Source organism: Rhodococcus oxybenzonivorans, assembly GCF_003130705.1.
Lineage (GTDB): Bacteria > Actinomycetota > Actinomycetes > Mycobacteriales > Mycobacteriaceae > Rhodococcus_F > Rhodococcus_F oxybenzonivorans.
This window is the reverse complement of the sequence record NZ_CP021354.1, coordinates 989,002-1,014,370: the sequence shown is the minus strand read 5'-3', so window position 1 is coordinate 1,014,370 and position 25,369 is coordinate 989,002. Positions and strand designations below refer to the sequence as shown.

The following is a 25,369-nucleotide window of genomic DNA, read 5'->3' as shown; positions in this document are numbered from 1 at the left end:
GCGCATCCCGTCATTGCGCCGTACAGATGTGCAAACTATAGTCCAGACATATGTCCAGTTCTGCGCTGGCTCCACTCTTCGACGAACCCCACAGGGAGCGTTCGCCCATGACCGCACCGACGATCCACCGCCTCCGCGTTGCGGAGGTCATCGAGGAGACCGCCGATGCTCGTTCGGTGGTATTCGCACTCGAACCGCACCAAAAAGAACGATTCAGCTACAAGCCGGGACAGTTCCTCACCCTGCACATCCCCCACGACGGCGCCTCCCTCGCGCGTTGTTACTCGCTCGCGAGTGCGCCGGACATCGACAGTGCACTGAAGATCACCGTCAAACGGGTCGATCGCGGACGGGGATCCAACTGGCTCTGCGACCATGCACAGACCGGCGCGGAGATCGAGGTGCTCGAGCCGTCCGGAGTGTTCACGCCGAAGGCACTGGACCGGAAGTTTCTCCTCATCGCCGGCGGGAGCGGTATCACTCCGGTGATGTCGATACTGAAATCCGTCCTCGGCCGCGGGACCGGCGATGTGGTGCTCTTCTACGCCAACCGCGACGAAGACTCCGTGATCTTCCGCGCCGAGCTGCTCGAATTGCTTGCACGCCATCCCGATCGACTTTCCGTCGCGCATTGGATCGAATCGACCGACGGGCTACCCACTTCGGACCGGTTGCGAGAGCATTTTTCGGCTTTCCACTTCGACGAGGTGTTCGTCTGCGGTCCCGGCCCCTTCATGAACTGCGCCCGAGATGCCTTGAGGGCGATACACTTTCCCCGCGAGCGAGTGCACATCGAGCGCTTCAACTCCCTCGGCAGCAATCCCTTCGAGTCGGTGCTCGCGGCGAGGGGGACTGACCCGGTTGCCGTTCCCCGTGCGTCCACCGTCGTCGTCGAGAAGGACGGCGCGACCCAGACATTCTCGTGGCCGGGCGACCAACGCCTACTCGACGTCCTCACCACCAACGGTATGAAGGCCCCTTCCTCCTGCAGTGAGGGCGTCTGCGCGGCGTGCGAGTGCCGCCTGACCGAGGGCCGGGTGGAGATGGTGAACAACCAGGTGTTGGAAGACGAAGACATCGAAGCCGGATACATCCTCACCTGCCAGGCATTGCCCCTTACCGACACCGTCCGAATCTCCTACGACTCATGACGACGACAACTCCCACACCATCCGATCCGGAAGTGACCCCATGACTCTGCGTCCCACCGACAGTTCCCTCCTGCTGATCGACGGCAAGCTCGTCCCGGGTTCCGGGGGCACCTTCGAGGTGATCAACCCTGCCACCGAAGAGGTGCTGGGTGCCGCGGCCGATGCCACCCCCACCGACATGGACGTGGCGATCGCTGCTGCGCGCCGGGCATTCGACGATACGACCTGGTCCCGCGACCACGCCTTCCGGGCACGGTGCCTGCGGCAATTGCGCGACGCCCTGCTCGCCCACATCGAGGAATTCCGGGAGATCACGATCGCCGAGGTCGGCGCGCCGAGATTCTTCACCAGCGGACCCCAGCTCGAGGGGCCCGTTGCCGATCTAGGATACTTCGCGGGCCTGGCGGACAGCTATTCCTGGGAACAGGACCTGGGTGAGTCGACGACGATGGGAATCAAGTCGCACAGGCGGGTCCTGAAGGAGGCAGTCGGTGTGGTGGGCGCCATCACGCCGTGGAATTTTCCTCATCAAATCAATTTCGCCAAACTCGGCCCCGCACTGGCCGCGGGAAACACCGTGGTGCTCAAGCCCGCTCCCGACACACCCTGGTGCGCGGCACTCGTCGGCACACTGATCGCGCAGGAAACCGACTTCCCGCCCGGTGTGGTCAACATCGTGACGTCGAGCGACCACTCCCTCGGTGCGCAGCTGTCGACCGACCCCCGCGTGGACCTCGTGTCCTTCACGGGCTCGACCGAAACGGGTAAGGCTGTCATGACGGCCGCCGCCCAGACGCTCAAGAAGGTGTTCCTCGAATTGGGCGGCAAGTCGGCCTTCATCGTGCTCGACGACGCCGACCTGGCGGGCGCGTGCGCGATGGCGGCATTCACCGTGAGCACCCACGCCGGGCAGGGCTGTGCGCTCACCACCCGGCTACTCGTTCCGCGCGAAAGGTACGACGAGGCAGTCGAGGCCACCGCGCGCACCCTCCGCGGTCTTCCTGCCGGTGACCCCGACGAACCCGACACCATCTGCGGTCCGATCATCTCCGCACGCCAACGCGAGCGAGTCGAGGCGTATCTGCGTCTCGCGGTCGAGGAAGGCGGGACCATCGTGGTCGGCGGCGGACGCCCCGGCAATCACGAACGCGGCTTCTTCATCGAACCCACCCTCATCTCCGGACTCGACAACAGCGCGCGGGTGGCACGGGAAGAGATCTTCGGTCCCGTGCTCGTGATCATCCCCCACGACGGTGACGACGACGCCATTCGCATCGCCAACGACTCCCCCTATGGGCTGTCCGGATCGATCTGGGGTACGGATCCCGCACGCGTGCAGCACGTGGTCGAGGCAGTGCGCACCGGAACGCTGGGCGTGAACGGCGGAATCTGGTACGCGGCCGATGCGCCGTTCGGCGGATACAAGCAATCCGGGATCGGCCGGGAAATGGGTGTTGCGGGCTTCGAGGAGTACCTCGAGACCAAGCTGGTCGCGGAACCGGCCCTGTAGTCCATCACCACACTTTCACCGCACTCAACTCAGGGAGACAAGACGATATGGGACGGTTCGACGGAAAGACAGCCATCGTCACCGGCGCTGCTCAGGGCATCGGCGAAAGATATGCCCGGGCGCTGGCAACCGAGGGCGCCAACGTGGTGGTCGCGGATCTCAACGCGGAACTCGGCGAAACCGTGGCAAAACAGATCACCTCGGACGGCGGGACGGCAGTATTCAAGGATGTCGACGTGTCAGACGAGGAGTCGGCGAAACAACTCGCCGAGTTCACCGTCGAGAAGTTCGGCGGCATCGACTATCTGGTCAACAACGCCGCCATTTACGGGGGCATGAAACTCGACCTCCTCATCACCGTGCCTTGGGACTACTACAAGAAGTTCATGAGCGTGAACTTCGACGGCGCCCTCAACGTGACCCGCGCGGTGTGGCCGCACATGAACAACGGCGGCGGCGGGTCGATCGTCAACCAATCCTCCACGGCGGCTTGGCTGTACTCCGGCTTCTACGGGCTCGCGAAGGTCGGAATCAACGGCCTCACCCAGCAACTCGCCCACGAGGTGGGTGGCATGAGCATTCGGGTCAACGCCATCGCGCCGGGACCGATCGACACCGAAGCCACCCGCACCGTCACCCCAGGAAATATGGTGGCAGACATGGTCAAGACCCTGCCCCTCAAGCGCATGGGAACACCGGAAGACCTCGTCGGGGCGTGTTTGTTCCTGCTCTCCGACGAGGCGAGCTGGATCACCGGGCAGATCTTCAACGTCGACGGCGGACAGATTTTCCGCTCATGACCACGACCGAGCAGGTATCCGTCGGCTACATCGGCCTCGGCAACATGGGTGCGCCCATGGCGAAGCGGCTTCTGGGCCGCCCCGGCGGACTCATCGTGTGCGACACCCGGCCCGAGGCGCTGGAACCGTTCGGCAAGGCGGGCGCGAAGGTGACGTCGAGTCCGCGGGAGGTGGCCGAGAACGCGGACGTTATCTCCGTGACCGTGCTGAACGACGAACAGGTGCGGGACGTTGTCCTCCAAATTCTGGAGGTGGCCCGGCCGGGCACCGTCGTGGCGGTGCATTCGACGATCAGCGACGTCACTGCCGTCGAATTGGCGCAGTTGTGCGGTGAGCAGGGCGTCGAACTGGTGGACGCCCCGGTGAGCGGCGGCGCACCGGGCGCACACAAGGGCAAGCTCGCCGTGATGGTCGGCGCGAGTGACACGGCGTTCGAGAAAGTGCGGGAGCCGTTCGGGCACTGGGCGGAACTCGTCGTGCACGCGGGCGACGTGGGCGCGGGTACGCGCATGAAGCTCGCCCGCAACCTGCTGCACTTCGTGTCCTTCACGGCCGCGGCCGAGGCGCAGCGACTCGCCGAGGCCGCCGGTCTCGACATCACCGAACTCGGGAAGGTCGTCCGGCACACCGACGCGATCACCGGTGGCGCCGGCGCGATCATGCTCCGCGACAACACCGCCGCCCTCGACGAGAACGACAGCTGGTACCTGATCATGTCCCACGTCCGGGACCTCGGCGAGAAGGATCTTCTCCTGGCGATCGGTCTCGGCGAACGACTCGACGTCACCCTGCCGCTCGCCCGGATCGCCCTGACCGGACTGGGGCCGGGGCTGGGCGTGGACAGCACAGCCACGAAGGAGCAGCGATGAAGAACGACACCCGCACCCGCGGCCTGGCCATGATGGAGAAGGTCTACGGGTTCGAGATGCAGGACGGTCCCGGCGCGCACTTCGCCGTTACCGCCGACCACCTCTTCGCCGACATCTGGGCGAGGCCCGGGCTCAGCATCCGCGACCGCAGGCTCCTCCTCCTCGGTGCGCTCACCGCGCAAGGTCTGGTCGATGTCGCGGAGATCCAGGTGGGCGCCGCCCTGCACAACGAAGAACTCGACGAGGAGCAGTTGCGGGAGATCGCCCTGTTTCTGTGCCACTACGTGGGGTGGCCGTTGGGTACGAAACTCGACTCCATGATCGGTGGGGTGCTACACAAGCGGAAGAAGGCAGCCAGAGCGGCAGCCCCGGATGCAGAGGCCACATGAGCACCGAACACCTGACACGAGACCTTCTCCGACTCGCCGAGTCCACGCCCGGGTTCATGCCGGAGGACGAGGGCACCGCCCTGCACGCGGCCGCGATGCACTATCTGACTCCGGGCGGTACCGGCGTCGAGATCGGCACCTACTGCGGTCGCTCCACGATCTATCTCGGGGCTGCCGCGAAGGCCCGAGGCGCTCGGGTGGTCACCATCGACCACCATCACGGCTCCGAGGAACACCAGCCGGGCTGGGAATACCACGAACCGGCCTTCGTCGACCCCCACACCGGTGTGCTCGACACCGTCGGCCGGTTCCGCCACACCATGGCCGACTCGGGGCTCGAAGAATACGTCGTCGGTGTACTCGGCCGCTCCTCCACGGTGGCAACATTCTGGCGCACCCCCGTCGACTTCGTCTTCATCGACGGCGGACACACCTCGGAGGCCGCGAACGCCGACCTCGAGGGGTGGGCACCCTGGGTCGTCGTCGGCGGCGCACTCGTCATCCACGACGTGTTCCCGGACCCCGCGGACGGTGGACGGCCACCGTTCGAGATCTACGAACGTGCTCTGGCGACAGGCCAATTCAAGGAGACGTCCGTCACCGGGTCACTGCGCGTTCTCGAACGGGTAGGCGGTCAGACCGGCGAACCGCTGGCGTGACAGTAGTCGCCGCACCGATCTGCACCGATCGGTAGTCCCACCGGCGCCGCCGCGTCCCGGAAGATCCCGTGTCCGGGCGTGGTGCGCGACAGTGCGTCCGCCGCGAGAATCATCGCTCCACCCGTCCACGTCGTCTGTTCGACCGGCCAGCGTTTGCCGTCGCTATAGACGAGCCCGGTCCAGTACGAGCCGTCGGGATCACGCAGATGCTGCATGGCCGCGAACTGCTCGAGAGCGCGGGTGCGCTCGCCCATCGCGTCGAGGGCCAGCACCAGCTCGCACGTCTCGGCTCCGGTCACCCACGGCCGGTGGTCGACACACCGGATGCCCAGACCTTCGACGACGAAGTCGTCCCACCGCGACTCGATGCGCGCAGCCGCCGCCGCACCCCGCACGGCTCCCCCGAGGATGGGGTAGTACCAATCCATCGAGTATTCGTCTTTGAGCGCGAACGACTCCGGGTGCTGCCGGATCGCGTGGCCGAGGGTGTATTTGGCGAACTCCCATTCCGGTTGGGGGTCGTCGACCAGTCGCGCCAGCAACAGCCCGCACAGCAGGCTGTGGTGGATGCTGGAGTTGCCGGTCAGCAGCGCCTCGGGGCATGCTTCGCCGCCGCTTCCTCGGGCCCAGAAGATTTCGCCACTCGGTTCCTGTAACTCCACGACGAAGTCGAGTCCTGCCCGCACCGAGGGCCACATGGACACGGCGAAGTCCCGGTTGCCGGTGATCAGGTAGTGATGCCACACTCCGACCGCGAGATACGCGCAGAAGTTGCTGTCGGAGTCGGCATTGTGGACCACACCGTCCCGGAACTCCATCGGCCACGAACCGTCGGGCCGCTGAGTGCGGCGCGACCACTCGTACGCGGCCTCCGCCTCCTCGCGCAACCCGGCAGCGCCCAGCGCCATGGCGGATTCGACGTGGTCCCACGGGTCGGTGTGACCACCGGTGAACCACGGCAACGCGCCCGATGATTCCTGGGCAGCGGCGATCGACTTGGCTGTCTGCAGTACCTGGCTCTCCGACAACACGTTCGGCACCGACGGAACGTCGGCCGCTCTCACCGCGGCGCCCTCACCGCGCTCGGCCGGTTCGGCTTCTCCAGATAGAACACCACGCTCTTGCCGACCACGGGGTTGAGTACCTTCTCCGCGGTGCGAGTGAGCCAGGGAGCTTTCATCATGTCCCACACCAGAACCTGGTGGTAGGCCTTGGTGAGGGGATTGTCGTTGTTCTCGACTCCCACCGCGCATTTGAGCCACCAGTACGGTGAATGCAGGGCGTGGGCATGATCGCGGCCCTGCACTTTCAGCCCGGCCGCAGTGAGTTTGCCCGCCAACTGGTCGGCCCGATAGATCCGCACGTGCCCGCCTTCCACCTCGTGGTAGGCGTCGGACAGTGCCCAGCAGACCTTTTCGGGCAACCACCGCGGAACCGTCACTGCTGCAACACCACCGGGCTTGAGGATGCGCACCAACTCGGCGATGGCGCGATCGTCCTCGGGCACGTGCTCGAGAACCTCGGAGATGAGGACAGCGTCGAACGTGCCGTCCTCATAGGGCAGGTTCAGCGCGTCACCCACCTGAATACGCGCGTCAGCGCCCGCGGGCGCCTCCCCCACTTCGGCCATGGCCACGAACATCTTCTCGACGTCGGCCAGCTCGTCGGCGTTCTGGTCGAACGCGATGACGTCGGCCCCCCGCCGATACAGTTCGAACGAGTGCCGTCCGGCTCCCGCACCGATGTCGATCACCTTGTCGCCGGGCTTCACGCCCAGCCGGTCGAAGTCCACGGTCAGCACAGTCGTTCTCCTCCACGGGTCTGCTGGATGGCATCGGCATAAGTCTCCGCGGTCTTCGCCGCCACCGCAGACCAGCTGTAGCGCTCGAGCGCTCGGCAACGGCCGCCGTCGCCCAGCCTGACGCGCCGCTCCGGGTCGTCGAGCAGCGCGCCCAGCACGTCCGCCAGTTCCTGCGGATCACCGGGCGTCACCAGGACACCGGCTTCTTCCTGAGTTCCCACGACCTCGGGGATGGCACCGGCGCGACTCGCGACGAGCGGAGTTCCGCAGGCCATCGCTTCGACGGCGGGCAGTGAAAAACCCTCGTACAGGGACGGGACACAGGCGACGTCTGCCGAGGCCAGCAGCGACGCCAATTCGGAGTCGTCGATGCCCGAGACCGTGCGCACCACGTCACCGATGGCGAGTTCGTCGATCAGCTTCTCGGTGACCCCGCCCGCCGCCAGTTTGGCGACGAGAACCACCTCGACGGAGCGTTCGGTGTGCACCTTCGCAACAGCTTCGAGCAAGGTCGACACACCCTTGAGCGGCATGTCGGCGCTCGCGACACACACGATCCGCCCCGCGACCCGTGCATCGGCGCGCGGCTGGAACACCTCGGTGTCCACGCCGAGCGGAATGGTCCGCAAATGAGCAGCGGGCACATCGAACTCCGCGCTGATGTCGTCGGCCGAAGACTGCGACACCGTCACCAGCGCGGGGATCCTGCGGGCCACCCGCTTCTGCATGCTCAGGAAGCCGTACCAGCGCCGGACTGTGACCTTGCGCCACCACTTGGCGGCCGCGAGGTCGAGCGCGCGGTCGCGGGTGATCGGATGGTGAATGGTCGCGACGACGGGCAGGCCGGCCTTCTGGAGCTGGAGCAGCCCGTAGCCGAGGCACTGATTGTCGTGCACGACGTCGAACTCGTCGGCGCGCTCACGCAGCAGTCGCGCCGCACGCAAGCTGAATGTGAGCGGCTCGGGAAAGCCGGCCGTCCACATGGTGGCCACTTCCAGCACATCGATGCTGTCGCGGAACTCCCGCAGGTGCGGCGTTCTGAACGGATCGGGCTCGCGGTAGAGGTCGAGACTCGGGACCTTGGTGAGGGTGACCCGGGGGTCGACATCCGGGTACGGCTGACCCGAGAACACCTCTACCTGGTGTCCGAGTTCGACCAGTTCACGGCTGAGATGACGGACGTACACACCTTGCCCACCGCAGTGGGGCTTACTTCGATACGACAGGAGTGCGATGCGCACGGACTCCGACCTCTCCTCGAGCAGCAGACGGCAATACTAGAACACGTTCTCACATTTGCGTGTCCTCGTCCTATCCAACCGCACTACTCAGCGCAGCGCCGCCGACTCGCGCAAACCTTCGATCTTTCCGGCAAGTCGCCCGAGGTACGCGAGCACCTCCTCCTCGCTTCGGTCCGGAACTCCGTAGACGACCTCACTGACGCCGAGGTCTCGCCACCGGTGCAGCTTCTCGACATCCGGCTTCCCGTCGAGCACCACGATCCGCGGTTCGCCCGTCCGGCCCGCCTCACGCCACATTCGTTGAAGAGACCGGACACGGTCGTCGATGTCCTGCTCGATCGGTGTGGTCATCCAGCCGTCGGCCGAACGCACGATCCACTTGAAGTTCTTCTCGTTGCCGGCCGCACCGACGACGACCGGAGGCACACGCGTCGGCTTGGGCCACGCCCAGCTCGGCCCGAAGGTGACGAACTCGCCGTCGTAGGACGCTTCCTCCTGCGTCCACAGGGCCCGCATGGCCTCGAGGTACTCGCGCAGCATCGTGCGACGGCGGCCCGGCGGAACATGATGATCGGAGAGTTCATCCAGATTCCAGCCGTATCCGACACCGAGGACGACGCGGCCGCCGCTCAGATGGTCGAGCGAGGCGATCGTCTTGGCAAGAGTGATGGGGTCGTGCTCGACGGGTAGAGCCACCGAAGTCCCGAGCTCGATACGCTGGGTCACCGCGGCCGCCGACGCGAGCGCGACCCAGGGATCCAGCGTGCGCATGTAGCGATCGTCCGGAAGCGAGGCGTCGCCCGTCTGCGGATGTGCCGCATCACGTTTGACCGGAATGTGAGTGTGCTCGGGCACGTAGAAAGAGTCGAAACCATTGGCCTCGCCCCCCCGCGCGGCGGAGGCCGGTCCGATTCCGCGGTCACTGGTGAACAACGTAATGCCGAACTTCACGAAATCTCCTAAGCCGGGAGGCATTTCCTTCTTGGAGAGTAACTTCTGGACACCTGTTTAGCAAGGTGTCCAAACAGGATTCCGGATCTGCTGGCACCGGGACGAACGGGACGCTCGTTGCGTCTAACGCAACGAGCGTCCCGTTCGTACAGCCTCAGATCAGGCGCCGTAGACCGGGACCGGAGTTTCGGCCTTGGCGAGCAAGCCGGCGACGACGGGGCCGATTTCCTTCGGCTCCCACCGCGCGCCCTTGTCCTGGGTGGGACCGTGACGCCATCCCTCGGCGACGGTGATCTTGCCGCCCTCGACCTCGAACACACGCCCGGTGACGTCCTTGGACTCGATACTGCCCAGCCACACCACCAGAGGGGAGACATTCTCCGGGGCCATCGCATCGAACCCGTCCTCGGGCGCCGCCATCGCCTCGGCCATGGCCCCGCCGGCGCCGATGGTCATCCGAGTCCGGGCGGCCGGGGCGATGGCATTGACGGTGACGCCGTAGTTCTTCAGTTCCGCCGCCGCCTGAATGGTCAGCTCCGCGATACCCGCCTTCGCCGCCGCGTAGTTGCCCTGCCCGATCGAACCCTGCAGTCCGGCACCGGAACTGGTGTTGATGATCCTGGCGTCCACGGAACGCCCTGCTTTCGCCTCACCGCGCCAATACGCGGCCGCGTGCCGCAGGGTGGCGAAATGACCTTTGAGGTGCACCCGCACTACGGCGTCCCATTCCTGCTCGCTCATGCCGACGAGCATGCGGTCGCGCAGGAAGCCGGCATTGTTCACCAGCACGTCGAGGCGGCCGAAGTGGTCCAGTGCAGCCTTGATCAGATTCTGCGCCCCGGCCCAGTCCGCGACATCGTCACCGTTGACGACGGCCTCGCCGCCGGCGGCCACAATCTCTGCGACGACCTGCTCGGCGGGACTCTCTCCCGTCGCAGAGCCGTCGAGTCCGGCGCCGATGTCGTTGACCACTACCTTGGCACCTTCCGCGGCGAAGGCCAGCGCGTGTGCGCGTCCGATACCGCGGCCGGCGCCCGTCACGATGACGACGCGATCGTCGACCAGTCCACTCATTTTCTCTCCTCGTTGATATTCGCCGCCGCTCCGGCGGGATCGGGGTCTGCTGCTGACAGGAAGGCCGGGCGCTCGCCGCCGCCGTGCACGGTCAAGGTCGATCCGCTGACGTAGGCGGCCAGTGGTGAAGCCAGGAACACCGCACAGTTGCCGACATCCTCGGGGCAGGCCATGCGGCCCAGCGGGATCGTCTCCGCGACGGCCGCGAGCCCCGACTCACCGCCGTAGTGCAGATGGGCCTGCTCGGTGCGGACCATCCCGACGACGATCGAATTGACCCGCACCTTCGGCGCCCACTCCACCGCCAGACTGCGGCCGAGGTGATCGACACCGGCCTTGGCCGCCCCATAGGCAGCCGTACCGGGTGAGGGCCGTGAACCGCTGACGCTCGAGATGTTGACGATCGCGCCGCCCGAATCCTGGTTCTGCATCACCGCGTTGGCCACCTGCGACACCAGCAAGGGCGCGAGCAGGTTCAGTTCGACGATCTTGGAGTGGTACTTCGGGCTGGCCTCCGCGGCGAGTGCGTAGGGCGCACCTCCCGCATTGTTGACCAGAACGTCGAGGCGGCCGTGCCGTTCGACGATTCGGTCGACCATGCCCTGTACCTGCTCCGGGTCGCGGATGTCGCAGGCGATGAACTCCGCGACGCGACCGTCCGCTTCGACCGGGCCGTCCGCCGGCCTCCGCGCACAGGTCACGACCGCGGCGCCTGTGCGCAGGAAGGTGCGGCTGATGCCTGCACCTACTCCGCGAACGCCGCCGGTCACGAGCACCACCGTTCCGTTCATAGTGAAACGCGTTTCCATCGTGCTACCCTACCAAGCAATTGCTTGGTGGAGTAGCGAGGCCGCTCAAATGGAGGAAACACATGGGAATCCGGACTGACGACGAGCCCGGGGGCGTCACGACAGTGACGGTCGACTACCCGCCCGTGAACGCAATACCGTCACGGGGCTGGTTCGAACTGGCCGACGCGGTACTGGCTGCGGGCCGCAACCCGAACACACACGTGGTGATCCTGCGAGCAGAGGGCCGCGGATTCAACGCCGGCGTCGACATCAAGGAGATGCAGGCCACCGACGGCTACGACGCCCTCGTCGACGCCAATCGAGGGTGCGCTGCCGCGTTCGCCGCCGTCTACGACTGCGCCGTTCCCGTCGTTGTCGCCGTCAACGGGTTCTGCGTCGGTGGGGGCGTCGGCCTGGTCGGCAACGCCGACGTGATCGTCGCCTCGGACGACGCCGTCTTCGGACTGCCGGAGGTCGACCGCGGTGCACTCGGCGCCGCCACACACCTGGCTCGTCTCGTCCCACAACACATGATGCGCACCCTGTACTACACGGCGCAGAACGTGACAGCACAACAACTGCAGCACTTCGGCTCGGTTTACGAGGTGGTACCGCGCGAGAAACTCGACGCCGCCGCCCGCGACATCGCCGGCAAGATCGCCGCCAAGGACACCCGCGTGATCCGGTGCGCCAAGGAGGCGATCAACGGGATCGACCCCGTCGACGTGAAGACCAGTTACCGACTCGAACAGGGCTACACCTTCGAACTCAACCTGGTGGGGGTCTCCGACGAACATCGAGACGAGTTCGTCGAGACCGGTAAGCCCCGCTCCAACTCGAACAACAGGGAAGGCTGATACATGGCCACCAAGCGTGACAAGCGAATGTCGCTGGACGACGTCGTCGGCGAACTACGCAGCGGAATGACCATCGGCATCGGTGGCTGGGGTTCCCGGCGCAAGCCGATGGCCTTGGTGCGCGCGTTGCTTCGGTCGGATATCACCGACCTCACCGTCGTCACCTACGGCGGCCCCGACCTCGGCCTGCTGTGCTCGGCGGGCAAGGTGAAGAAGGCGTACTACGGATTCGTCTCACTCGACTCGGCACCGTTCTACGACCCCTGGTTCGCGAAGGCGCGCACGGGCGGCGAGATCGAGGTCCGGGAAATGGACGAGGGCATGGTCAAGTGTGGCCTCGAAGCCGCGGCAGCGCGGTTGCCGTTTCTGCCGATCCGCGCGGGTCTCGGTTCCGACGTTCGCGCCTTCTGGGGCGACGAACTACGCACCGTCACCTCCCCCTACCCCGACGCATCGGGCAAATCCGAGACACTCATCGCGATGCCCGCACTGAATCTCGATGCGGCGCTGGTACATCTGAATCTCGGAGACAAACACGGCAACGCCGCGTACACCGGCGTCGACCCCTACTTCGACGACCTGTACTGCGCCGCGGCGGAGAAGCGGTTCGTCTCCGTCGAGCGAGTGGTGGAAACCGAGGAGCTGGTGAAAACTGTTCCGCTGCAGAACCTCATCCTCAACCGCATGATGGTCGACGGCGTCGTCGAGGCACCCAACGGTGCGCACTTCACGCTCGCCGGCGACAGCTACGGGCGCGACGAGAAGTTCCAGCGGCACTACGCCGAATCGGCGAAGGACCCGGAGTCGTGGCAGAAGTTCGTCGACACCTACCTCTCGGGCAGCGAGGACGACTACCAGGCCGCCGTGAAGAAGTTTGGAGAACACGCATGAGCGAGACGATCACCGAGGTGACTCGCGCAGAATACTGCGCCGTCGCCTGCGCCGAAATTTTCGCCGGTGCAGGAGAGATCATGGCAAGCCCCATGGCGACGCTGCCACTGATCGGGGCCCGGCTCGCCCGGCTCACCACCGAACCCGACCTGCTCATCACCGACGGTGAAGCCCTGATCTTCGCCGACACCCCGGCTATCGGCGCCAAGGCTCCGATCGAGGGGTGGATGCCGTTCCGGAAGGTGTTCGACGTCGTCGCATCCGGACGACGCCACGTCGTCATGGGCGCCAACCAGATCGACCGGCACGGCAATCAGAACCTGTCGGCGTTCGGTCCGCTACAACACCCCACGCGCCAGATGTTCGGTGTCCGCGGCGCACCCGGCAACACCATCAACCACCCCACGAGCTACTGGGTGGGTAAGCATTCGTCCCGGGTGTTCTGCGACAAGGTCGACATCGTGTCCGGAGTCGGCTACGACCAGGTCGATCCCGAGAACCCGGCGTTCCGCTTCCTGCACCTGCACCGCGTGGTGAGCAATCTCGGCGTGTTCGATTTCGGCGGACCCGGCCACACGTTCCGCGCGCTGAGCCTCCACCCGGGCGTCACCGCCGACCAGGTCGCGGAGAACACGTCGTTCGAGGTGGCCGGGTTGGACGAGGCCGGAGCGACGCGCGAACCGACCGAAGAAGAACTGCACCTGATCCGCGAGGTCCTCGATCCTCGCAGCCTGCGCGACCGGGAGGTGTCGGCATGAGCGCGCTCCGAACGGCGTTGACGGAACTCGTCGGTGTCGAACATCCGGTGGTCCAGACCGGGATGGGATGGGTGGCCGGACCGCGCCTCGTTGCCGGTACCGCGAACGCGGGCGGACTCGGAATTCTGGCGTCGGCGACCATGACGTATGAAGAACTCGAGGCGGCCATCGCCAAGACCAAGACGTTGACGGACAAGCCTTTCGGGGTCAATATCCGTGCCGATGCCACCGACGCCCCGCAACGCATCGACCTGTTGATCCGGGAGAAGGTGCGCGTCGCGTCGTTCGCGCTCGCCCCCAAGCAGGAACTGATCGCGAAGCTCAAAGCGGCCGGCGTGGTGGTCATACCGTCGATCGGCGCGGCCAAGCACGCGAAGAAGGTGGCGTCCTGGGGCGCCGACGCCGTAATCGTGCAGGGCGGTGAAGGCGGCGGCCACACCGGACCGGTCGCCACCACCCTGCTGTTGCCCTCGGTGCTCGACGCCGTCGACATCCCTGTCGTCGCCGCGGGCGGCTTCTACGACGGCCGCGGGCTGGCTGCGGCACTGGCCTATGGCGCCGCCGGTGTCGCGATGGGCACCCGCTTCCTCCTCACCCAGGAATCGACCGTGCCCGACTCCGTGAAGCAGGAGTACCTGGCGAAGGGATTGCAGGACACCACCGTGTCGCGGAAGGTCGACGGCATGCCGCACCGGGTCCTCAACACCGAACTGGTCAACAGCCTCGAGCACTCCGGGAATGTGCGCGGACTCGTTGCCGCCGCGCGCAACGCGTCCAAATTCAAGGCGATGACCGGCATGAAATGGTCAACGCTCGTCAAGGACGGCCTCGCCATGAAGAAGTCCAGCGACCGCACCTGGCAGCAGATCATCATGGCCGCCAACACGCCGATGCTGCTCAAGGCCGGGCTCGTCGACGGCAACACCGCCGCCGGTGTCCTGGCGTCGGGTCAGGTAGTGGGGCTACTGGGCGATCTGCCCACCTGCAAGGACCTCATCGACGGCATCGTCGCGGACGCCGTCAAACGCATCGACGCCCTGGGCGCACTGCGCTACTGACGTCGGCACGCGGCGGCCTCTGCTCCTGCACGAACGGGACGTTCGTTCGATCCAACGCAACGTACGTCCCGTTCGTCCAGGTGAAGGGGGAAGGGATCAGCCGGCCGACGCAGCCTTCGCCTCTATCCGCGCCCGGACCTCCGGCCGTCGCAGCGGCGGCACGGTGGGGGGCGGTTGCTTCCGAGGTGGCAGCGCAGCCAGCAGTGTGGTGGTGGCCGCGGTGACTATCGCCACGGCCTCTTCGAAGGGCTCGCGGTTGGCGTCCGACACTTTCTGAATCCCGCTGACCTTACGTACGTATTGACGCGCCGCCGCTTCGATCTCCTCCGCGGTGGCTGCCGGCTCGAGTCCGCGCAGTTCGGTGATGTTTCGGCACATGTTTCGACGATAGCGCGGCCACCTCGACACCGGGCGAATGTACCGTTCGACGCATCTGAGGCGCTGAACGGTACATTTGCCCGCCGTCGGTAGGAGATTTCAGGGCCGAGCGGGTTCCAACACGTCCTGGGACGCGGGCTTGACCGGAGTGACCGTGCTGACCGCGGTACGCGACCGGGCCGCCACGACTGCGGCGCAGAGGAGGACCACCCCGGCGAGGCATTGCGAGCTTCCGACCACCTCACGCACGGTCGACTCCACCCAGCCCGACGACGAGGACTGCAGTACGTAATTCGGGCCGATCAAGAAGACGAGGGTTGCCGCGCCGACCACCGGCCGCCAGCTGCGGTAGCGAGGCGCGACGAGGATCGGGACGAGAAGGATGCTGTACGCCCAGTGATGCGTGACGGCGAACGGCGCCGCGAGCAGAGACCCCAACGCGACGATGGACAACGCGATCACATGTTCCCCCGACCGGGTGAACCGGTGAGCCGACCACGCGACAGCTGCGACCACCACGACGACGCATGCCATCCACAGGACACTGGCGAGCCGGCCCTCGACTCCCAGCCGGGCGATCAGACCGGTGAGGGCCTGGTTGCGGAAGAAGTCCGGCGGGCCGGCGCGGCCGGTAGCGAAGAACTCGGTGGTCCAGAACCACACCGACGACTGGGGCAGGAGCCAGAAGCCGAGGCCGATGGTCGCGAGGATTGCAGCGAAGGCACGCGCGATGGAGCGGTAATCCCGGCGGACCAGGAGCACCAAGAGAAACGCCGCAGGGGTGATCTTGACAGCCGCCGCCAGACCTATCGCGATGCCACGGAATCGGCGTGGGATCACGCCGGTGCAGTCGGCGACCACCAAAGCCATCAGGATGATGTTGACCTGCCCGAAGCCGAAGTTCGAGCGCATCGGCTCGAGCAGCAGGACCGGACCCAGCGACATCAGTGCGAGAAGGTCCGGACGCCGCATGTCGAGCTTGCCGAACACCACCCTCAGCATCCACCACACGAGCGCGATGTTCAGGGCGCACCACAGCACCTGCAGAACCGCCGGGTCGAGTTCTGCCATCGGCGCGAAGAGGATGGCGGCGAAGGGCGCGTAGATGAATCGGAATCCGGAGCTGCTCGGGAAATCAGCAGAGTAGAGCGGAAGGCCGTTGAGGAATGCGTAGCCGGCGTCCCGGAACACGGAGAGATCCATGAGGTAGCCCGTCGCCGCCTCGTACTCGCGGTAGGCCACCAACGCGAGCGAGAAGACGGCCGCAAGGACCGCGACGGCGTGAAAGCCATATGTCCTGAACTTCGAGTCACTTCGTAACAAGGATCTGTTCTCTCATGATCGGCGTCGTCGTAAAGTCCTACCGTAGCGGTCCGTGACTCAATCGTGACAAAGTCAGGGTGATGGCGCCCGAAATGCCCGCTTCCGGCCACGTGCGCGTTCCGCCTCGCTCAGTAGAACCTGCCCCCTGCGTTGCCCAGCGGGAGCACACTGCTTCTAGACCCACACTGACTCGAGACCATCGAAAGCTGGAGGGTGGACAGTGACGACGACGCCTTCGACTGCCGGGCCACGACGGGTGTCGGCGCCCCGCGGGCCGGAACTCACCACGCTCGGCTGGCCGCAGGAGGCCGCGTTGCGGATGCTGATGAACAACCTCGATCCCGAGGTTGCCGAGCACCCCGACTCCCTCGTCGTCTACGGCGGGACCGGAAAGGCCGCGCGCAGCTGGGACGCCTTCGAGGCGATGGTCAGGACGCTGCGGACCCTGAAGTCGGACGAGACGATGCTGGTGCAGTCCGGGAAACCGGTCGGGGTGTTCCGCACGCACGAGTGGGCGCCCCGGGTGCTCCTCGCCAACTCCAACCTGGTGGGTGACTGGGCCAACTGGGAGGAGTTCCGGCGGCTCGAGGCGCTCGGGCTGATGATGTACGGGCAGATGACAGCGGGTTCCTGGATCTACATCGGCACACAGGGCATCCTGCAGGGCACGTACGAGACTTTCGGCGCGGTGGCACGCTCCCGCTTCGGTGGCACGCTCGCGGGAACGATCACCCTGACTGCGGGCCTCGGCGGGATGGGCGGCGCGCAACCGCTCGCGGTCACGATGAACGAGGGCGTGGCGATCTGTGTCGATTGCGACGTCACCCGCATCGATCGCAGGATCGCGCTCGACTACCTCGACGCCAAGGCCGCAGACATCTCGGAGGCGCTGACTCTCGCGGTGGAAGCCCGCGACGGGCGGCGTCCGCTCTCCATCGGTCTCGAGGGCAATGCTGCCGAGGTGCTCCCCGAGTTGCTGGCCAGAAAGGCACCGATCGACATCGTCACCGACCAGACCTCCGCGCACGACCCGCTGTCGTACCTGCCGCTCGGAATGGACTTCGGCGACATGAAGAGGATGGCGGAGAAGGACCCGGTGACGTTCACCGAGGACGCCCGGGCGTCGATGGCCCGCCATGTGGCCGCGATGGTGGGGTTTCTCGATCGGGGCGCCGTGGTGTTCGACTACGGCAACTCGATCCGGGACGAGGCGCGCAAGGCCGGTTACGACCGCGCATTCGACTTCCCCGGATTCGTTCCCGCGTATATCCGGCCGCTGTTCGAGGAGGGCCGGGGACCGTTCCGCTGGGCCGCGTTGTCCGGTGATCCCGCAGATATCGCCGCCACCGACTCCGCGATCCTCGATCTCTTCCCCGACAACGAGCACCTGCGCCGGTGGATCACACTGGCCGGGCAGCGAGTGGCCTTCCAGGGCCTGCCTGCCCGCATCTGCTGGCTCGGGTACGGCGAGCGGCACCTCGCGGGTGTGCGGTTCAACGAGATGGTGGCCTCCGGTGAGGTGTCGGCGCCCATCGTGATCGGCCGCGACCACCTCGATTCGGGGTCGGTCGCCTCGCCGTACCGCGAAACCGAAGCGATGGCGGACGGCTCCGACGCCGTCGCCGACTGGCCTCTGCTCAACGCACTGCTCAACACCGCGTCCGGTGCAACGTGGGTGTCGATCCACCAGGGCGGCGGCGTCGGGATGGGGCGGTCCATCCACGCCGGACAGGTGTGTGTGGCGGATGGCACCGACCTGGCGGCGCAGAAACTGACGCGGGTGCTCACCAACGACCCCGGAACGGGAATCGTCCGGCACGTCGACGCCGGGTACGAACACGCCGCCGACATCGCCAGAAAGCGCGGTGTGCGCATACCGATGTCCGAAGGGTGAAGGTGCGTCGTGACGACGGACGCCGCCCGCTCGACGGTCCTCACCAACATCGGCATGCTGGTGACCAACGACCCGGGCGCCGGAGCCGGTCCGCTCGGACTGATCCGCGACGCGGCCGTCGTATTCGACGGTGGCACGGTGGCGTGGGTGGGGCCCTCGGGAACCGCCCCGAGCGCCGATGCCGGACACGATCTGGGCGGCCGGGCCGTCCTGCCGGGTTTCGTCGAGAGCCACGCGCACCTCGTCTTCGGCGGCGAACGTGCCGAGGAGTTCGCCGCGCGCATGGCCGGGCACCCCTATGCCGCGGGCGGGATCCGCACCACGATCGAAGCGACACGCTCCGCGACCGACGAAGAACTACACGCGAATTCGCGTCGACTTCTCGCCGAAGCGCTGCGGTCGGGCAGCACCACCGTCGAATGCAAAACCGGGTACGGCCAGACGGTCGGACACGAACTGCGCTGCACCCGGATCGCGGCGTCGCTCACCGGCGAGGTCACGTTGCTCGCCGCGCACGTGCCTCCACCGGAATATGACGGGCGCACCGACGACTACGTCACCATGGTGTGCGCGGAGATGATCGACGCGTGTGCAAGCGAGGCCAAGTGGATCGACGTCTTCTGCGAGAGAGGGGCATTCGACCGGGACCAGGCACACGCGGTCCTCACTGCCGGGATGGCGAGAGGCCTGATCCCGCGGGTACACGGAAATCAGCTCGGCCAGGGGCCGGGTGTCCAGTTGGCAGTGGACCTGGGAGCCGCGTCCGTCGACCATGTCTGCTACACCACGCAGTCCGACCTCGACGCCCTGGCCGGAAGTTCCACGGTGGCGACTCTGCTTCCGGCAGCGGACTTCTCGACCCGGAACAAGTACCCCGACGCCCGCGCCCTGATCGACGCCGGGGTGACAGTGGCACTCGGCGCGGACTGCAATCCCGGGACGAGCTACACCACCAGCCTGCCGTTCTGCATCGCCCTCGCCGTGCGGGACATGCACATGACACCGGACGAGGCCGTCTGGGCTGCCACAGCCGGGGGCGCGCGGGCACTGCGACGAGACGACGTCGGGGTGTTGCGTCCCGGCGCCCGTGCCGACGCCCTGGCCCTCGATGCACCGTCGCATCTTCATCTCGCCTATCGCCCGGGCGTCCCCCTGATCACCGACGTGTGGCGCAGTGGCGTCCTCGCCTACTCGGCCGCCCGGCCCCGGCCGTGAACGTGCCGATCCCGGTGTCCACTCCCCCGCCGACCTGGTCGGGGCGAGTGGACGGCTCCACCTCGGAACACCTGCGCTGGCATCAAGTGGTCACACCGTTCGATCCCGCAGCCGAACCGGGGGCGACCGTGCTTCTCGGTTTCGCGAGTGACGAAGGGGTGGCACGAAACAAGGGGCGGCGGGGGGCGGCGGGCGGACCGGACGCGTTGCGGTCCGCACTTTCCTCCATGGCGCTGCCCCACCCGATTCGGGCGTACGACGCCGGGACCATCGCAGTCGTCGATGATCGGCTCGAGGCCGGGCAGGAGGCGCTCGCGGCGGCGGTCGGCACCGTTATCGACGCGGGTCACTTCCCGGTCGTCCTCGGCGGCGGGCACGAAATGGCCTACGGGACGTACCTCGGTCTGGCCCGGTCCGCGCTGAGAACCCCGGATCGCCGAATCGGAATCCTCAACGTGGACGCGCACTTCGATCTCCGCCCCGATCCGGTGGCGACGTCGGGAACGCCGTTCCGGCAAATTCTCGAGCGCGAACGTGCCGCCGGAACCGCAGTGCAGTACTCGGTGATCGGCATCGCCCAGCCGAGTAACACGACAGCGCTGTTCGACACCGCCCGGCGACTCGGTGTGCGCTACCTGTCGGACGACGACTCGTTCGACCGGGCAGCTTTGCGCGCGTTTGTCCTCGAATTCCTGGCGGGCGTGGACCTCGTCTACCTGACCATCGATCTCGACGCTCTGCCCGCTGCAGTCGCGCCGGGAGTGAGTGCGCCCGCCGCGTTCGGCATTCCGGTCGAGACGGTGCAGTTCATCTGCGACACCGTTTCCGTCAGTGGAAAACTCGCCGTCTGCGATGTGGCCGAACTCAATCCTGTCTACGACATAGACCAGCGCACCGCACGCACCGCGGCACGGCTGATTCACCGACTGGTGATCGGTCGGTCGAAATGACGCCGCAGGCGACGGTGCCGGTGACCGAAGAGGGCGTGCACCACGCGACCGATCAAGGGCGCCATCACGGCCATCGGAGTGCGAAGTTCGAGCGTGATCCGGTCAGAAATCCGAGTACGGCCGTCCTCGCACGGAGTCAGAGTGCGTTCGTGCTCCCAACGACGCATGCTGAGCATCGTCGACTTCTCGTGGAACCGTCGTCCCCGATCGAGCTCGGCGATGGTCAGGGCGTCGTAGTCGAAGGGCAGAATGCCGAACAGCTTGAGCCAGGCGCGGCCGAGGGGGTCGCCCACGGGAACAGTGTCGATGGTGATCGACCCGGCGCCGCGGGGCAGACTCATCGTCAACCAGGGCCGCAACTCGTCGTTGATGCCGTCGGGGCTCACCACCCGGTCCCAGACCCGGTCCATGGGTGCATCGACAGTCGATTCTCGCTCGATGATCACGGGATTCATTCCGGCCACCCACCGAGCATCCCGGTCAGCGACCGCAGACAGAGGTCCCGAAGCTCGCATTCGCGGATCGACGGATGATCGAGCCAATCCATACACACGGCCCGGACGAAGGCGATCCAGCCGCGCACCGCGACACCGATGAGCTCACGGTCGTCCGCCGGTGGGTCGAGGGCGTCGACGATCCGGCGTTGCTGCGCGTCGAGTTCGCGCTCGACGATGGCCCGGATGTCGGCATCCGCCGACAGGGCACCGAAGTTGACCGCCCGCACGCCGTGCCGATGGCTGGCGACATGCTCGAGATACGCGTCGAGGCCCGCCGCCACCTGCTCTTCGACGGGTAACGACTGGTCGGGGGCAGTGGCCGCGAGGAGCCGTTCGGACTCGCGCTCGACGATGGCCGCGAAAAAGTCTCGTTTCGTCGGGAAGTAGTGATACATCAACCCACGCGACACCTCGGCGAGTTCGGCGACCTCCTCGATCCAGACGTCCTCGTACGGCCGGTCGGCGAACAAACGCGCGCCGATGTCGAGTAGCTGCGACCGCCGCTGTTCGGGGTCGAGGCGGCGGCGGGCACTGGTCATGCTGACTCACGCTACTACTTGACACCGATTCAGTAAGGCGTACCTTGCGTACTAGACATCAATTCAGTAGTGCACGACACACCGGGGGCAATATGAGCGTCGAATCACTTCGCGAGCGCGACACCGCGGCCATTCCTCATCCGCGCTGGCGACTACCGGTACTCGGTGACGTGCTCGGCATCAACATCCGCACTCCATTGCAGAATTCGATGGAGATCGGAAAGACGCTCGGGCCCATCTTCGAACGCGACGTCCTCGGTAACCGCTTCGTGTTCGCCTCGGGCGCCGACATGGTGGCGGAACTATCGGACGAGTCCCGTTTCGCCAAACACCTCGCTCCCGGCGTCGCCTCGTTACGGGAGTTGGGCGGAGACGGGCTGTTCACCGCCTACAACCACGAGCCCAATTGGAGCAAGGCACACAACCTGCTCGCGCCGGCTTTCACGAAGTCGGCGATGCGCTCGTACCACCGTACGATGCTCGACGTCGCCGGCGAGTTGACCGAGTACTGGGACCGCCGCACCGACGGCACACCCGTGGACGTGTCTTCGGACATGACCAAGCTGACCCTCGAGACGATCGGCCGCACGGGCTTCAGCTACTCGTTCGACTCGTTCGAGCGTTCACGTCCGCACCCGTTCGTGCAGGCAATGGTCGGCGCTCTCAGCCATTCGCAGCGGACGACGTTCGTGAAGACGTCCGCGCTCGGGCGACTCCTGACGCGCCGGGCGGATCGCCGCAATGCGAGAAATCTGGAGTATCTGGCCGAAGTGGTCGACGAGGTGATCCGGGCCCGCCGAGGCAGCGGCGACACGGGCCCTGAGGACCTTCTCGAACTGATGTTGCGGGCGGCCCGGGAAGATCACCCGGACAAGATCGACGAGTTGAACATCCGCCATCAGGTGGTCACCTTCCTCGTCGCGGGACACGAGACAACCTCCGGCGCACTCTCTTTCGCCCTCTACTACCTCTCTCGTCACCCCGAGGTGCTTGCGAAGGCCCGCGCCGAAGTCGACGAGGTGTGGGGCCAGGAGACACCGGAGTTCGAGCAGATCGCCAAACTGCGGTATGTGCGACGAGTGCTCGACGAGTCGCTGCGGCTGTGGCCCACGGCGCCCGCCTACGGCCGGGAGGCCACCGTCGACACCACCCTCGTCGGCAAGTATCCGATGAAGGTCGGCGACTGGGTCCTCGTCCTCATCCCCGCGCTGCACCGCGACCCCGTTTGGGGGGACGATCCCGAGGCCTTCGACCCCGACAACTTCTTGCCCGAACGCATCCGATCGCGTCCCGCGCACGTGTACAAGCCTTTCGGCACCGGCGAACGTGCCTGCATTGGAAGACAATTCGCGGTACACGAGGCCGTGCTCGTTCTGGGGACCATTCTGCGCCGCTACGACATCGTGGGTGATCCGGACTATCAGTTGAAGATCGCCGAGCGGCTCACCCTCATGCCCGAGGGCTTCACGCTCCAGCTGCGATGCCGCTGACCCTCCGACTGCAGCGGTGTGACGGTCGGACGCCCCGGCACGCTCACCCCGTTGCGCGCGCGAGCGCCTCGTCGACGACGTATTCGGCGATGGCAAGCGAGGACGTCGCACCCGGGGAGGGCGCGTTCCGGACGTGAATGACGCGGTGCGCCCCGGTGATGACGAAGTCGTCCTCGAGGCTTCCGTCGGCGTTCATGGCCTGGGCCCGTATCCCCCGGGGACCACGGGTGACGTCCGCGCGACACACATCGGGCACGTACTTCTGCGCCTCCCGCACGAACGCCTCCGCACTGAGGACGGTGCGGGCTTCACGCACGGCTGCCGCCACGTTCCCTCGGGCGAACCGCCAGAACCCCGGGAATCCGATCGCCGACGCGGTATCGCGCACCGACCAGTCCCGCCGCGTGTATGCCTCCCGGCCGAGCGCAAGGAAAGCGTTCGGGCCGAGCATGATCCGGCCGTCGATCCGTTTCGTGAGATGCACGCCGAGGAACGGATAACGAGGGTCCGGCACCGGATAGATCAGTCCCTTCACCAGCGACGAACGTTCGGGTTGCAAGAGGAAATAGTCGCCGGAGAACGGGACAACGCGCGGTGATCGCGACTCACCGGACAGTACCGCGACGCGGTCCGAGTGCAAGCCGGCGCAGGTGACCACCAGATCGAACGACTCGGTCCCGCGGGAGGTGGTGACCACGGCCTCCCGCGCCCGGCTTTCCAGCCCCACCACTTCGGTCCCGAGTCGTACCCGCCCACCGGCCGCGCCGACGTCTCCGGCGAGCGCCTCCGCCACCGCGACGTAGTCGATGATCGCAGTTCTCGGGGAATGAATTGCGGCGACGCCGCGTGCGTGTGGTTCGATGTCCCGAATCGCGCCGCCGTCGAGCAATCGGACGTCCGGCACCCCGTTGGAAACGGCACGCTCGAAAATGGCGTTCATACGAGCGATCTCACTGGAATCGTGGGCGATCACCACTTTGCCGCATTCCTCGTAGCGCACACCCTTCTCCTGTGCATACTGCCGGAGCAGGGTGACACCACGCAGACACAGCCGGGCCTTGAGGCTGCCTGGAGTGTAATAGAGACCGGCGTGGACGACTCCGCTGTTGTGGCCGGTCTGATGGGCCGCAACACGGGTCTCCTTCTCGAACAACGTCAACTCCAGGCCGTCGATCCGGTGCAGAAGTTCCCGGGCGACCGCCAGACCGATGATGCCGCCGCCGACGACGGCCGCACGAACTTTCGCCATGAGCACCCCTCCGCATATCGAATTCGAGATATCATCGATGGTATGTCGACCCAACCTCGGCGCACTGCCTTTCCCGGATTGGAACACCTGTCCGGCCGGCGTCGAGCGCTCCTGGACGAATTGGTCGCCACCCGCCTCGAGCACGGACTGACCCAGACCGACATCGCGGCACAGATGGGCACGTCGCAGTCCGCGATAGCCCGCCTCGAGCGCGGTGACATCGATCCTCGGCTCTCGACGCTCGAACGGTATGCAGCGGCCGTCGGCCGGACTGTCGACTGGACGATCTCTGCACAACGGGAGTCATCACCATGATCTGGCCACCACCCTCACCGCCGCCCGTCCCGCCGTTCCACACACCGTGGCAACCGGATCCGCGGCAGCCACCCGCGCCGATGCACGTCACGTCGGTCCCCGCTCCCAGTTCCGACTGGCTCACCGAGCGCCTGTTCGATCAACGAATCGTGACGTTGACCGGCCGGCTCGACAGCGAGGCCACCAACCGCGCTGCTGCGTCACTCGCCCTGCTCGACGCATCCGACGACGGGGCGGTCCAGGTGTGGCTGCGCAGCGTCGATGCCGATGTCGACGCTGCCGCCGCTCTGCTCGACACCTTGGATCTGATGAGCGTTCCGCTGCACGTCCACTGCCAGGGCGTCGTCGCGAGCGTGGCGCTCGCGCTCCTGTCTCCCGCCGAGAGACGGACGGCAGCACCTCATGCCACCTTTCACCTCCGCGAACCGCGGACCACGTGTGCCGGTGCGGCATCGGACATCGCCACTGCCACCGAACACCACTCGCGGCAACTACGCAGGCTGCAAAGTCGTATCGCCGACTCCTGTGGACGTCCCGTCGACACCGTGATCGACGACATGCGCGCACACCGAATCCTCTCCGCGGACGAGGCGCGGGACTACGGGTTGATCGACACCGTCACCGGTGCTCGCGCCGCCGAAGAGGAGTAGCCCGGGCTGATCACCGGCGCCCTTCCGCTCCGCACGGGCGTCTCCACGGAGGCCTCTTGCGCCCGGGAC

At 66.4% G+C, this 25,369-nt stretch carries 27 protein-coding genes; 16 read left to right on the top strand and 11 right to left on the bottom strand.

Annotated features, from left to right (window positions below; all coding sequences use genetic code 11):
- Positions 1-107: 107 nt before the first annotated feature.
- The 6 genes from CBI38_RS04915 to CBI38_RS04890 are packed head-to-tail and all read left to right on the top strand — an operon-like array spanning position 108 to position 5,378.
- Positions 108-1,151 (top strand): ferredoxin--NADP reductase, encoded by a 1,044-nt coding sequence (locus CBI38_RS04915; protein WP_109326865.1) that lies wholly within the window; start codon positions 108-110, stop codon positions 1,149-1,151.
- A 40-nt stretch (positions 1,152-1,191) separates the two neighbouring features.
- Positions 1,192-2,661 (top strand): aldehyde dehydrogenase, encoded by a 1,470-nt coding sequence (locus tag CBI38_RS04910; protein WP_109326864.1) that lies wholly within the window; start codon positions 1,192-1,194, stop codon positions 2,659-2,661.
- A gap of 47 nt (positions 2,662-2,708) precedes the next feature.
- A complete protein-coding gene (locus CBI38_RS04905; protein ID WP_109326863.1) occupies positions 2,709-3,461 on the top strand; it encodes an SDR family oxidoreductase in 753 nt (250 codons plus the stop codon).
- Complete coding sequence (locus CBI38_RS04900; RefSeq protein ID WP_109326858.1) at positions 3,458-4,330, top strand: NAD(P)-dependent oxidoreductase; 873 nt, start codon at positions 3,458-3,460, stop codon at positions 4,328-4,330. The genes CBI38_RS04905 and CBI38_RS04900 overlap by 4 nt, the downstream gene beginning before the upstream one ends.
- Positions 4,327-4,719: a carboxymuconolactone decarboxylase family protein gene (locus tag CBI38_RS04895; RefSeq protein WP_109326857.1), complete on the top strand. Its 393-nt coding sequence runs from the start codon at positions 4,327-4,329 to the stop codon at positions 4,717-4,719. The genes CBI38_RS04900 and CBI38_RS04895 overlap by 4 nt, the downstream gene beginning before the upstream one ends.
- Complete coding sequence (locus CBI38_RS04890) at positions 4,716-5,378, top strand: class I SAM-dependent methyltransferase (protein WP_109326856.1); 663 nt, start codon at positions 4,716-4,718, stop codon at positions 5,376-5,378. The genes CBI38_RS04895 and CBI38_RS04890 overlap by 4 nt, the downstream gene beginning before the upstream one ends.
- On the opposite strand, the gene CBI38_RS04885 is transcribed toward CBI38_RS04890, so the two are convergent.
- From CBI38_RS04885 to CBI38_RS04860, 6 genes are all read right to left on the bottom strand, one after another.
- Positions 5,354-6,442 (bottom strand): prenyltransferase, encoded by a 1,089-nt coding sequence (locus CBI38_RS04885; RefSeq protein ID WP_109326855.1) that lies wholly within the window; start codon positions 6,440-6,442, stop codon positions 5,354-5,356. The two genes, CBI38_RS04890 and CBI38_RS04885, sit on opposite strands and share 25 nt — an antisense overlap.
- Positions 6,439-7,179: a class I SAM-dependent methyltransferase gene (locus CBI38_RS04880; protein WP_109326854.1), complete on the bottom strand. Its 741-nt coding sequence runs from the start codon at positions 7,177-7,179 to the stop codon at positions 6,439-6,441. The genes CBI38_RS04885 and CBI38_RS04880 overlap by 4 nt, the downstream gene beginning before the upstream one ends.
- Positions 7,173-8,420, bottom strand: coding sequence for a glycosyltransferase family 4 protein (locus tag CBI38_RS04875; protein WP_109326853.1), 1,248 nt, complete (start codon positions 8,418-8,420; stop codon positions 7,173-7,175). The genes CBI38_RS04880 and CBI38_RS04875 overlap by 7 nt, the downstream gene beginning before the upstream one ends.
- Before the next feature lie 87 nt (positions 8,421-8,507).
- Entirely contained in the window at positions 8,508-9,395 is an 888-nt protein-coding gene (locus tag CBI38_RS04870) for an LLM class F420-dependent oxidoreductase (RefSeq protein WP_418328314.1), read from the bottom strand.
- Positions 9,396-9,530: 135 nt separating this feature from the next.
- Positions 9,531-10,445 carry an SDR family oxidoreductase gene (locus CBI38_RS04865; RefSeq protein ID WP_109326846.1) on the bottom strand — a complete coding sequence of 305 codons (915 nt, stop codon included), beginning with the start codon at positions 10,443-10,445 and terminating at the stop codon, positions 9,531-9,533.
- Positions 10,442-11,254 (bottom strand): SDR family oxidoreductase, encoded by an 813-nt coding sequence (locus tag CBI38_RS04860; protein ID WP_109326845.1) that lies wholly within the window; start codon positions 11,252-11,254, stop codon positions 10,442-10,444. Before CBI38_RS04860 ends, CBI38_RS04865 begins: the two co-directional genes overlap by 4 nt.
- Before the next feature lie 62 nt (positions 11,255-11,316).
- Here CBI38_RS04860 and echA20 point away from each other — a divergent pair, with 62 nt between their 5' ends.
- The 4 genes from echA20 to ipdC are packed head-to-tail and all read left to right on the top strand — an operon-like array spanning position 11,317 to position 14,800.
- Complete coding sequence (echA20, locus tag CBI38_RS04855) at positions 11,317-12,093, top strand: (7aS)-7a-methyl-1,5-dioxo-2,3,5,6,7,7a-hexahydro-1H-indene-carboxyl-CoA hydrolase (RefSeq protein ID WP_109326844.1); 777 nt, start codon at positions 11,317-11,319, stop codon at positions 12,091-12,093.
- Between the two features lie 3 nt (positions 12,094-12,096).
- The gene (gene ipdA / locus CBI38_RS04850) at positions 12,097-12,984 is read left to right on the top strand and encodes a cholesterol ring-cleaving hydrolase subunit IpdA (RefSeq protein WP_109326837.1); all 888 of its coding nucleotides are present in this window, start codon (positions 12,097-12,099) and stop codon (positions 12,982-12,984) included.
- Entirely contained in the window at positions 12,981-13,742 is a 762-nt protein-coding gene (gene ipdB, locus CBI38_RS04845) for a cholesterol ring-cleaving hydrolase subunit IpdB (RefSeq protein ID WP_109326836.1), read from the top strand. The genes ipdA and ipdB overlap by 4 nt, the downstream gene beginning before the upstream one ends.
- Positions 13,739-14,800 (top strand): (3aS,4S,5R,7aS)-5-hydroxy-7a-methyl-1-oxo-octahydro-1H-indene-4-carboxyl-CoA dehydrogenase, encoded by a 1,062-nt coding sequence (ipdC, locus tag CBI38_RS04840; protein WP_109326835.1) that lies wholly within the window; start codon positions 13,739-13,741, stop codon positions 14,798-14,800. The genes ipdB and ipdC overlap by 4 nt, the downstream gene beginning before the upstream one ends.
- A 96-nt stretch (positions 14,801-14,896) precedes the next feature.
- Here ipdC and CBI38_RS04835 read toward each other — a convergent pair whose 3' ends face one another.
- Both CBI38_RS04835 and CBI38_RS04830 read right to left on the bottom strand, forming a co-directional pair.
- Complete coding sequence (locus CBI38_RS04835; RefSeq protein ID WP_109326834.1) at positions 14,897-15,178, bottom strand: DUF2277 family protein; 282 nt, start codon at positions 15,176-15,178, stop codon at positions 14,897-14,899.
- Positions 15,179-15,277: 99 nt separating this feature from the next.
- Positions 15,278-16,501 (bottom strand): glycosyltransferase family 87 protein, encoded by a 1,224-nt coding sequence (locus CBI38_RS04830; protein WP_109326832.1) that lies wholly within the window; start codon positions 16,499-16,501, stop codon positions 15,278-15,280.
- A gap of 220 nt (positions 16,502-16,721) precedes the next feature.
- On the opposite strand from CBI38_RS04830, the gene hutU reads away from it, so the two are divergent.
- The 3 genes from hutU to hutG are packed head-to-tail and all read left to right on the top strand — an operon-like array spanning position 16,722 to position 20,560.
- Complete coding sequence (gene hutU / locus CBI38_RS04825; RefSeq protein WP_109326829.1) at positions 16,722-18,395, top strand: urocanate hydratase; 1,674 nt, start codon at positions 16,722-16,724, stop codon at positions 18,393-18,395.
- A gap of 54 nt (positions 18,396-18,449) precedes the next feature.
- Entirely contained in the window at positions 18,450-19,610 is a 1,161-nt protein-coding gene (gene hutI / locus CBI38_RS04820) for an imidazolonepropionase (protein ID WP_418328327.1), read from the top strand.
- Between the two features lie 8 nt (positions 19,611-19,618).
- Positions 19,619-20,560: a formimidoylglutamase gene (hutG, locus tag CBI38_RS04815; protein WP_418328326.1), complete on the top strand. Its 942-nt coding sequence runs from the start codon at positions 19,619-19,621 to the stop codon at positions 20,558-20,560.
- On the opposite strand, the gene CBI38_RS04810 is transcribed toward hutG, so the two are convergent.
- On the bottom strand, positions 20,530-21,006 hold the full coding sequence (locus CBI38_RS04810) for a hypothetical protein (RefSeq protein ID WP_109334859.1): 477 nt from the start codon (positions 21,004-21,006) through the stop codon (positions 20,530-20,532). The genes hutG and CBI38_RS04810 overlap by 31 nt on opposite strands.
- Positions 21,007-21,011: 5 nt before the next feature.
- Positions 21,012-21,596 carry a TetR/AcrR family transcriptional regulator gene (locus CBI38_RS04805; protein WP_109326827.1) on the bottom strand — a complete coding sequence of 195 codons (585 nt, stop codon included), beginning with the start codon at positions 21,594-21,596 and terminating at the stop codon, positions 21,012-21,014.
- Between the two features lie 92 nt (positions 21,597-21,688).
- On the opposite strand from CBI38_RS04805, the gene CBI38_RS04800 reads away from it, so the two are divergent.
- The gene (locus CBI38_RS04800; RefSeq protein ID WP_109326826.1) at positions 21,689-23,086 is read left to right on the top strand and encodes a cytochrome P450; all 1,398 of its coding nucleotides are present in this window, start codon (positions 21,689-21,691) and stop codon (positions 23,084-23,086) included.
- 43 nt (positions 23,087-23,129) lie between these two features.
- On the opposite strand, the gene lhgO is transcribed toward CBI38_RS04800, so the two are convergent.
- On the bottom strand, positions 23,130-24,335 hold the full coding sequence (lhgO, locus tag CBI38_RS04795; RefSeq protein ID WP_109326823.1) for an L-2-hydroxyglutarate oxidase: 1,206 nt from the start codon (positions 24,333-24,335) through the stop codon (positions 23,130-23,132).
- Between the two features lie 42 nt (positions 24,336-24,377).
- Between lhgO and CBI38_RS04790 the strand changes: the two genes are divergently transcribed.
- Together CBI38_RS04790 and CBI38_RS04785 are read left to right on the top strand one after the other, a co-directional pair.
- Positions 24,378-24,650, top strand: a complete 273-nt coding sequence (locus tag CBI38_RS04790; protein ID WP_109326821.1) for a helix-turn-helix domain-containing protein — start codon at positions 24,378-24,380, stop codon at positions 24,648-24,650.
- A gap of 80 nt (positions 24,651-24,730) precedes the next feature.
- Positions 24,731-25,300 carry an ATP-dependent Clp protease proteolytic subunit gene (locus CBI38_RS04785; RefSeq protein ID WP_204164945.1) on the top strand — a complete coding sequence of 190 codons (570 nt, stop codon included), beginning with the start codon at positions 24,731-24,733 and terminating at the stop codon, positions 25,298-25,300.
- Positions 25,301-25,369: the final 69 nt, after the last annotated feature.

Excerpts from the sequence above, each read along its gene's own strand:
- CBI38_RS04910 (WP_109326864.1), top strand. The coding sequence starts at position 1,192 with ATGACTCTGCGTCCCACCGACAGTTCCCTCCTGCTGATCGACGGCAAG.
- CBI38_RS04805 (WP_109326827.1), bottom strand. The coding sequence starts at position 21,596 with ATGACCAGTGCCCGCCGCCGCCTCGACCCCGAACAGCGGCGGTCGCAG.
- CBI38_RS04915 (WP_109326865.1), top strand. The coding sequence starts at position 108 with ATGACCGCACCGACGATCCACCGCCTCCGCGTTGCGGAGGTCATCGAG.
- CBI38_RS04890 (WP_109326856.1), top strand. The coding sequence starts at position 4,716 with ATGAGCACCGAACACCTGACACGAGACCTTCTCCGACTCGCCGAGTCC.
- CBI38_RS04900 (WP_109326858.1), top strand. The coding sequence starts at position 3,458 with ATGACCACGACCGAGCAGGTATCCGTCGGCTACATCGGCCTCGGCAAC.
- CBI38_RS04790 (WP_109326821.1), top strand. The coding sequence starts at position 24,378 with ATGTCGACCCAACCTCGGCGCACTGCCTTTCCCGGATTGGAACACCTG.
- lhgO (WP_109326823.1), bottom strand. The coding sequence starts at position 24,335 with ATGGCGAAAGTTCGTGCGGCCGTCGTCGGCGGCGGCATCATCGGTCTG.
- CBI38_RS04870 (WP_418328314.1), bottom strand. The coding sequence starts at position 9,395 with ATGCCTCCCGGCTTAGGAGATTTCGTGAAGTTCGGCATTACGTTGTTC.
- echA20 (WP_109326844.1), top strand. The coding sequence starts at position 11,317 with ATGGGAATCCGGACTGACGACGAGCCCGGGGGCGTCACGACAGTGACG.
- hutI (WP_418328327.1), top strand. The coding sequence starts at position 18,450 with ATGCTGGTGACCAACGACCCGGGCGCCGGAGCCGGTCCGCTCGGACTG.
- CBI38_RS04905 (WP_109326863.1), top strand. The coding sequence starts at position 2,709 with ATGGGACGGTTCGACGGAAAGACAGCCATCGTCACCGGCGCTGCTCAG.
- CBI38_RS04835 (WP_109326834.1), bottom strand. The coding sequence starts at position 15,178 with ATGTGCCGAAACATCACCGAACTGCGCGGACTCGAGCCGGCAGCCACC.
- CBI38_RS04865 (WP_109326846.1), bottom strand. The coding sequence starts at position 10,445 with ATGAGTGGACTGGTCGACGATCGCGTCGTCATCGTGACGGGCGCCGGC.
- ipdB (WP_109326836.1), top strand. The coding sequence starts at position 12,981 with ATGAGCGAGACGATCACCGAGGTGACTCGCGCAGAATACTGCGCCGTC.
- CBI38_RS04895 (WP_109326857.1), top strand. The coding sequence starts at position 4,327 with ATGAAGAACGACACCCGCACCCGCGGCCTGGCCATGATGGAGAAGGTC.
- ipdA (WP_109326837.1), top strand. The coding sequence starts at position 12,097 with ATGGCCACCAAGCGTGACAAGCGAATGTCGCTGGACGACGTCGTCGGC.
- CBI38_RS04860 (WP_109326845.1), bottom strand. The coding sequence starts at position 11,254 with ATGGAAACGCGTTTCACTATGAACGGAACGGTGGTGCTCGTGACCGGC.
- CBI38_RS04800 (WP_109326826.1), top strand. The coding sequence starts at position 21,689 with ATGAGCGTCGAATCACTTCGCGAGCGCGACACCGCGGCCATTCCTCAT.
- CBI38_RS04785 (WP_204164945.1), top strand. The coding sequence starts at position 24,731 with ATGCACGTCACGTCGGTCCCCGCTCCCAGTTCCGACTGGCTCACCGAG.
- ipdC (WP_109326835.1), top strand. The coding sequence starts at position 13,739 with ATGAGCGCGCTCCGAACGGCGTTGACGGAACTCGTCGGTGTCGAACAT.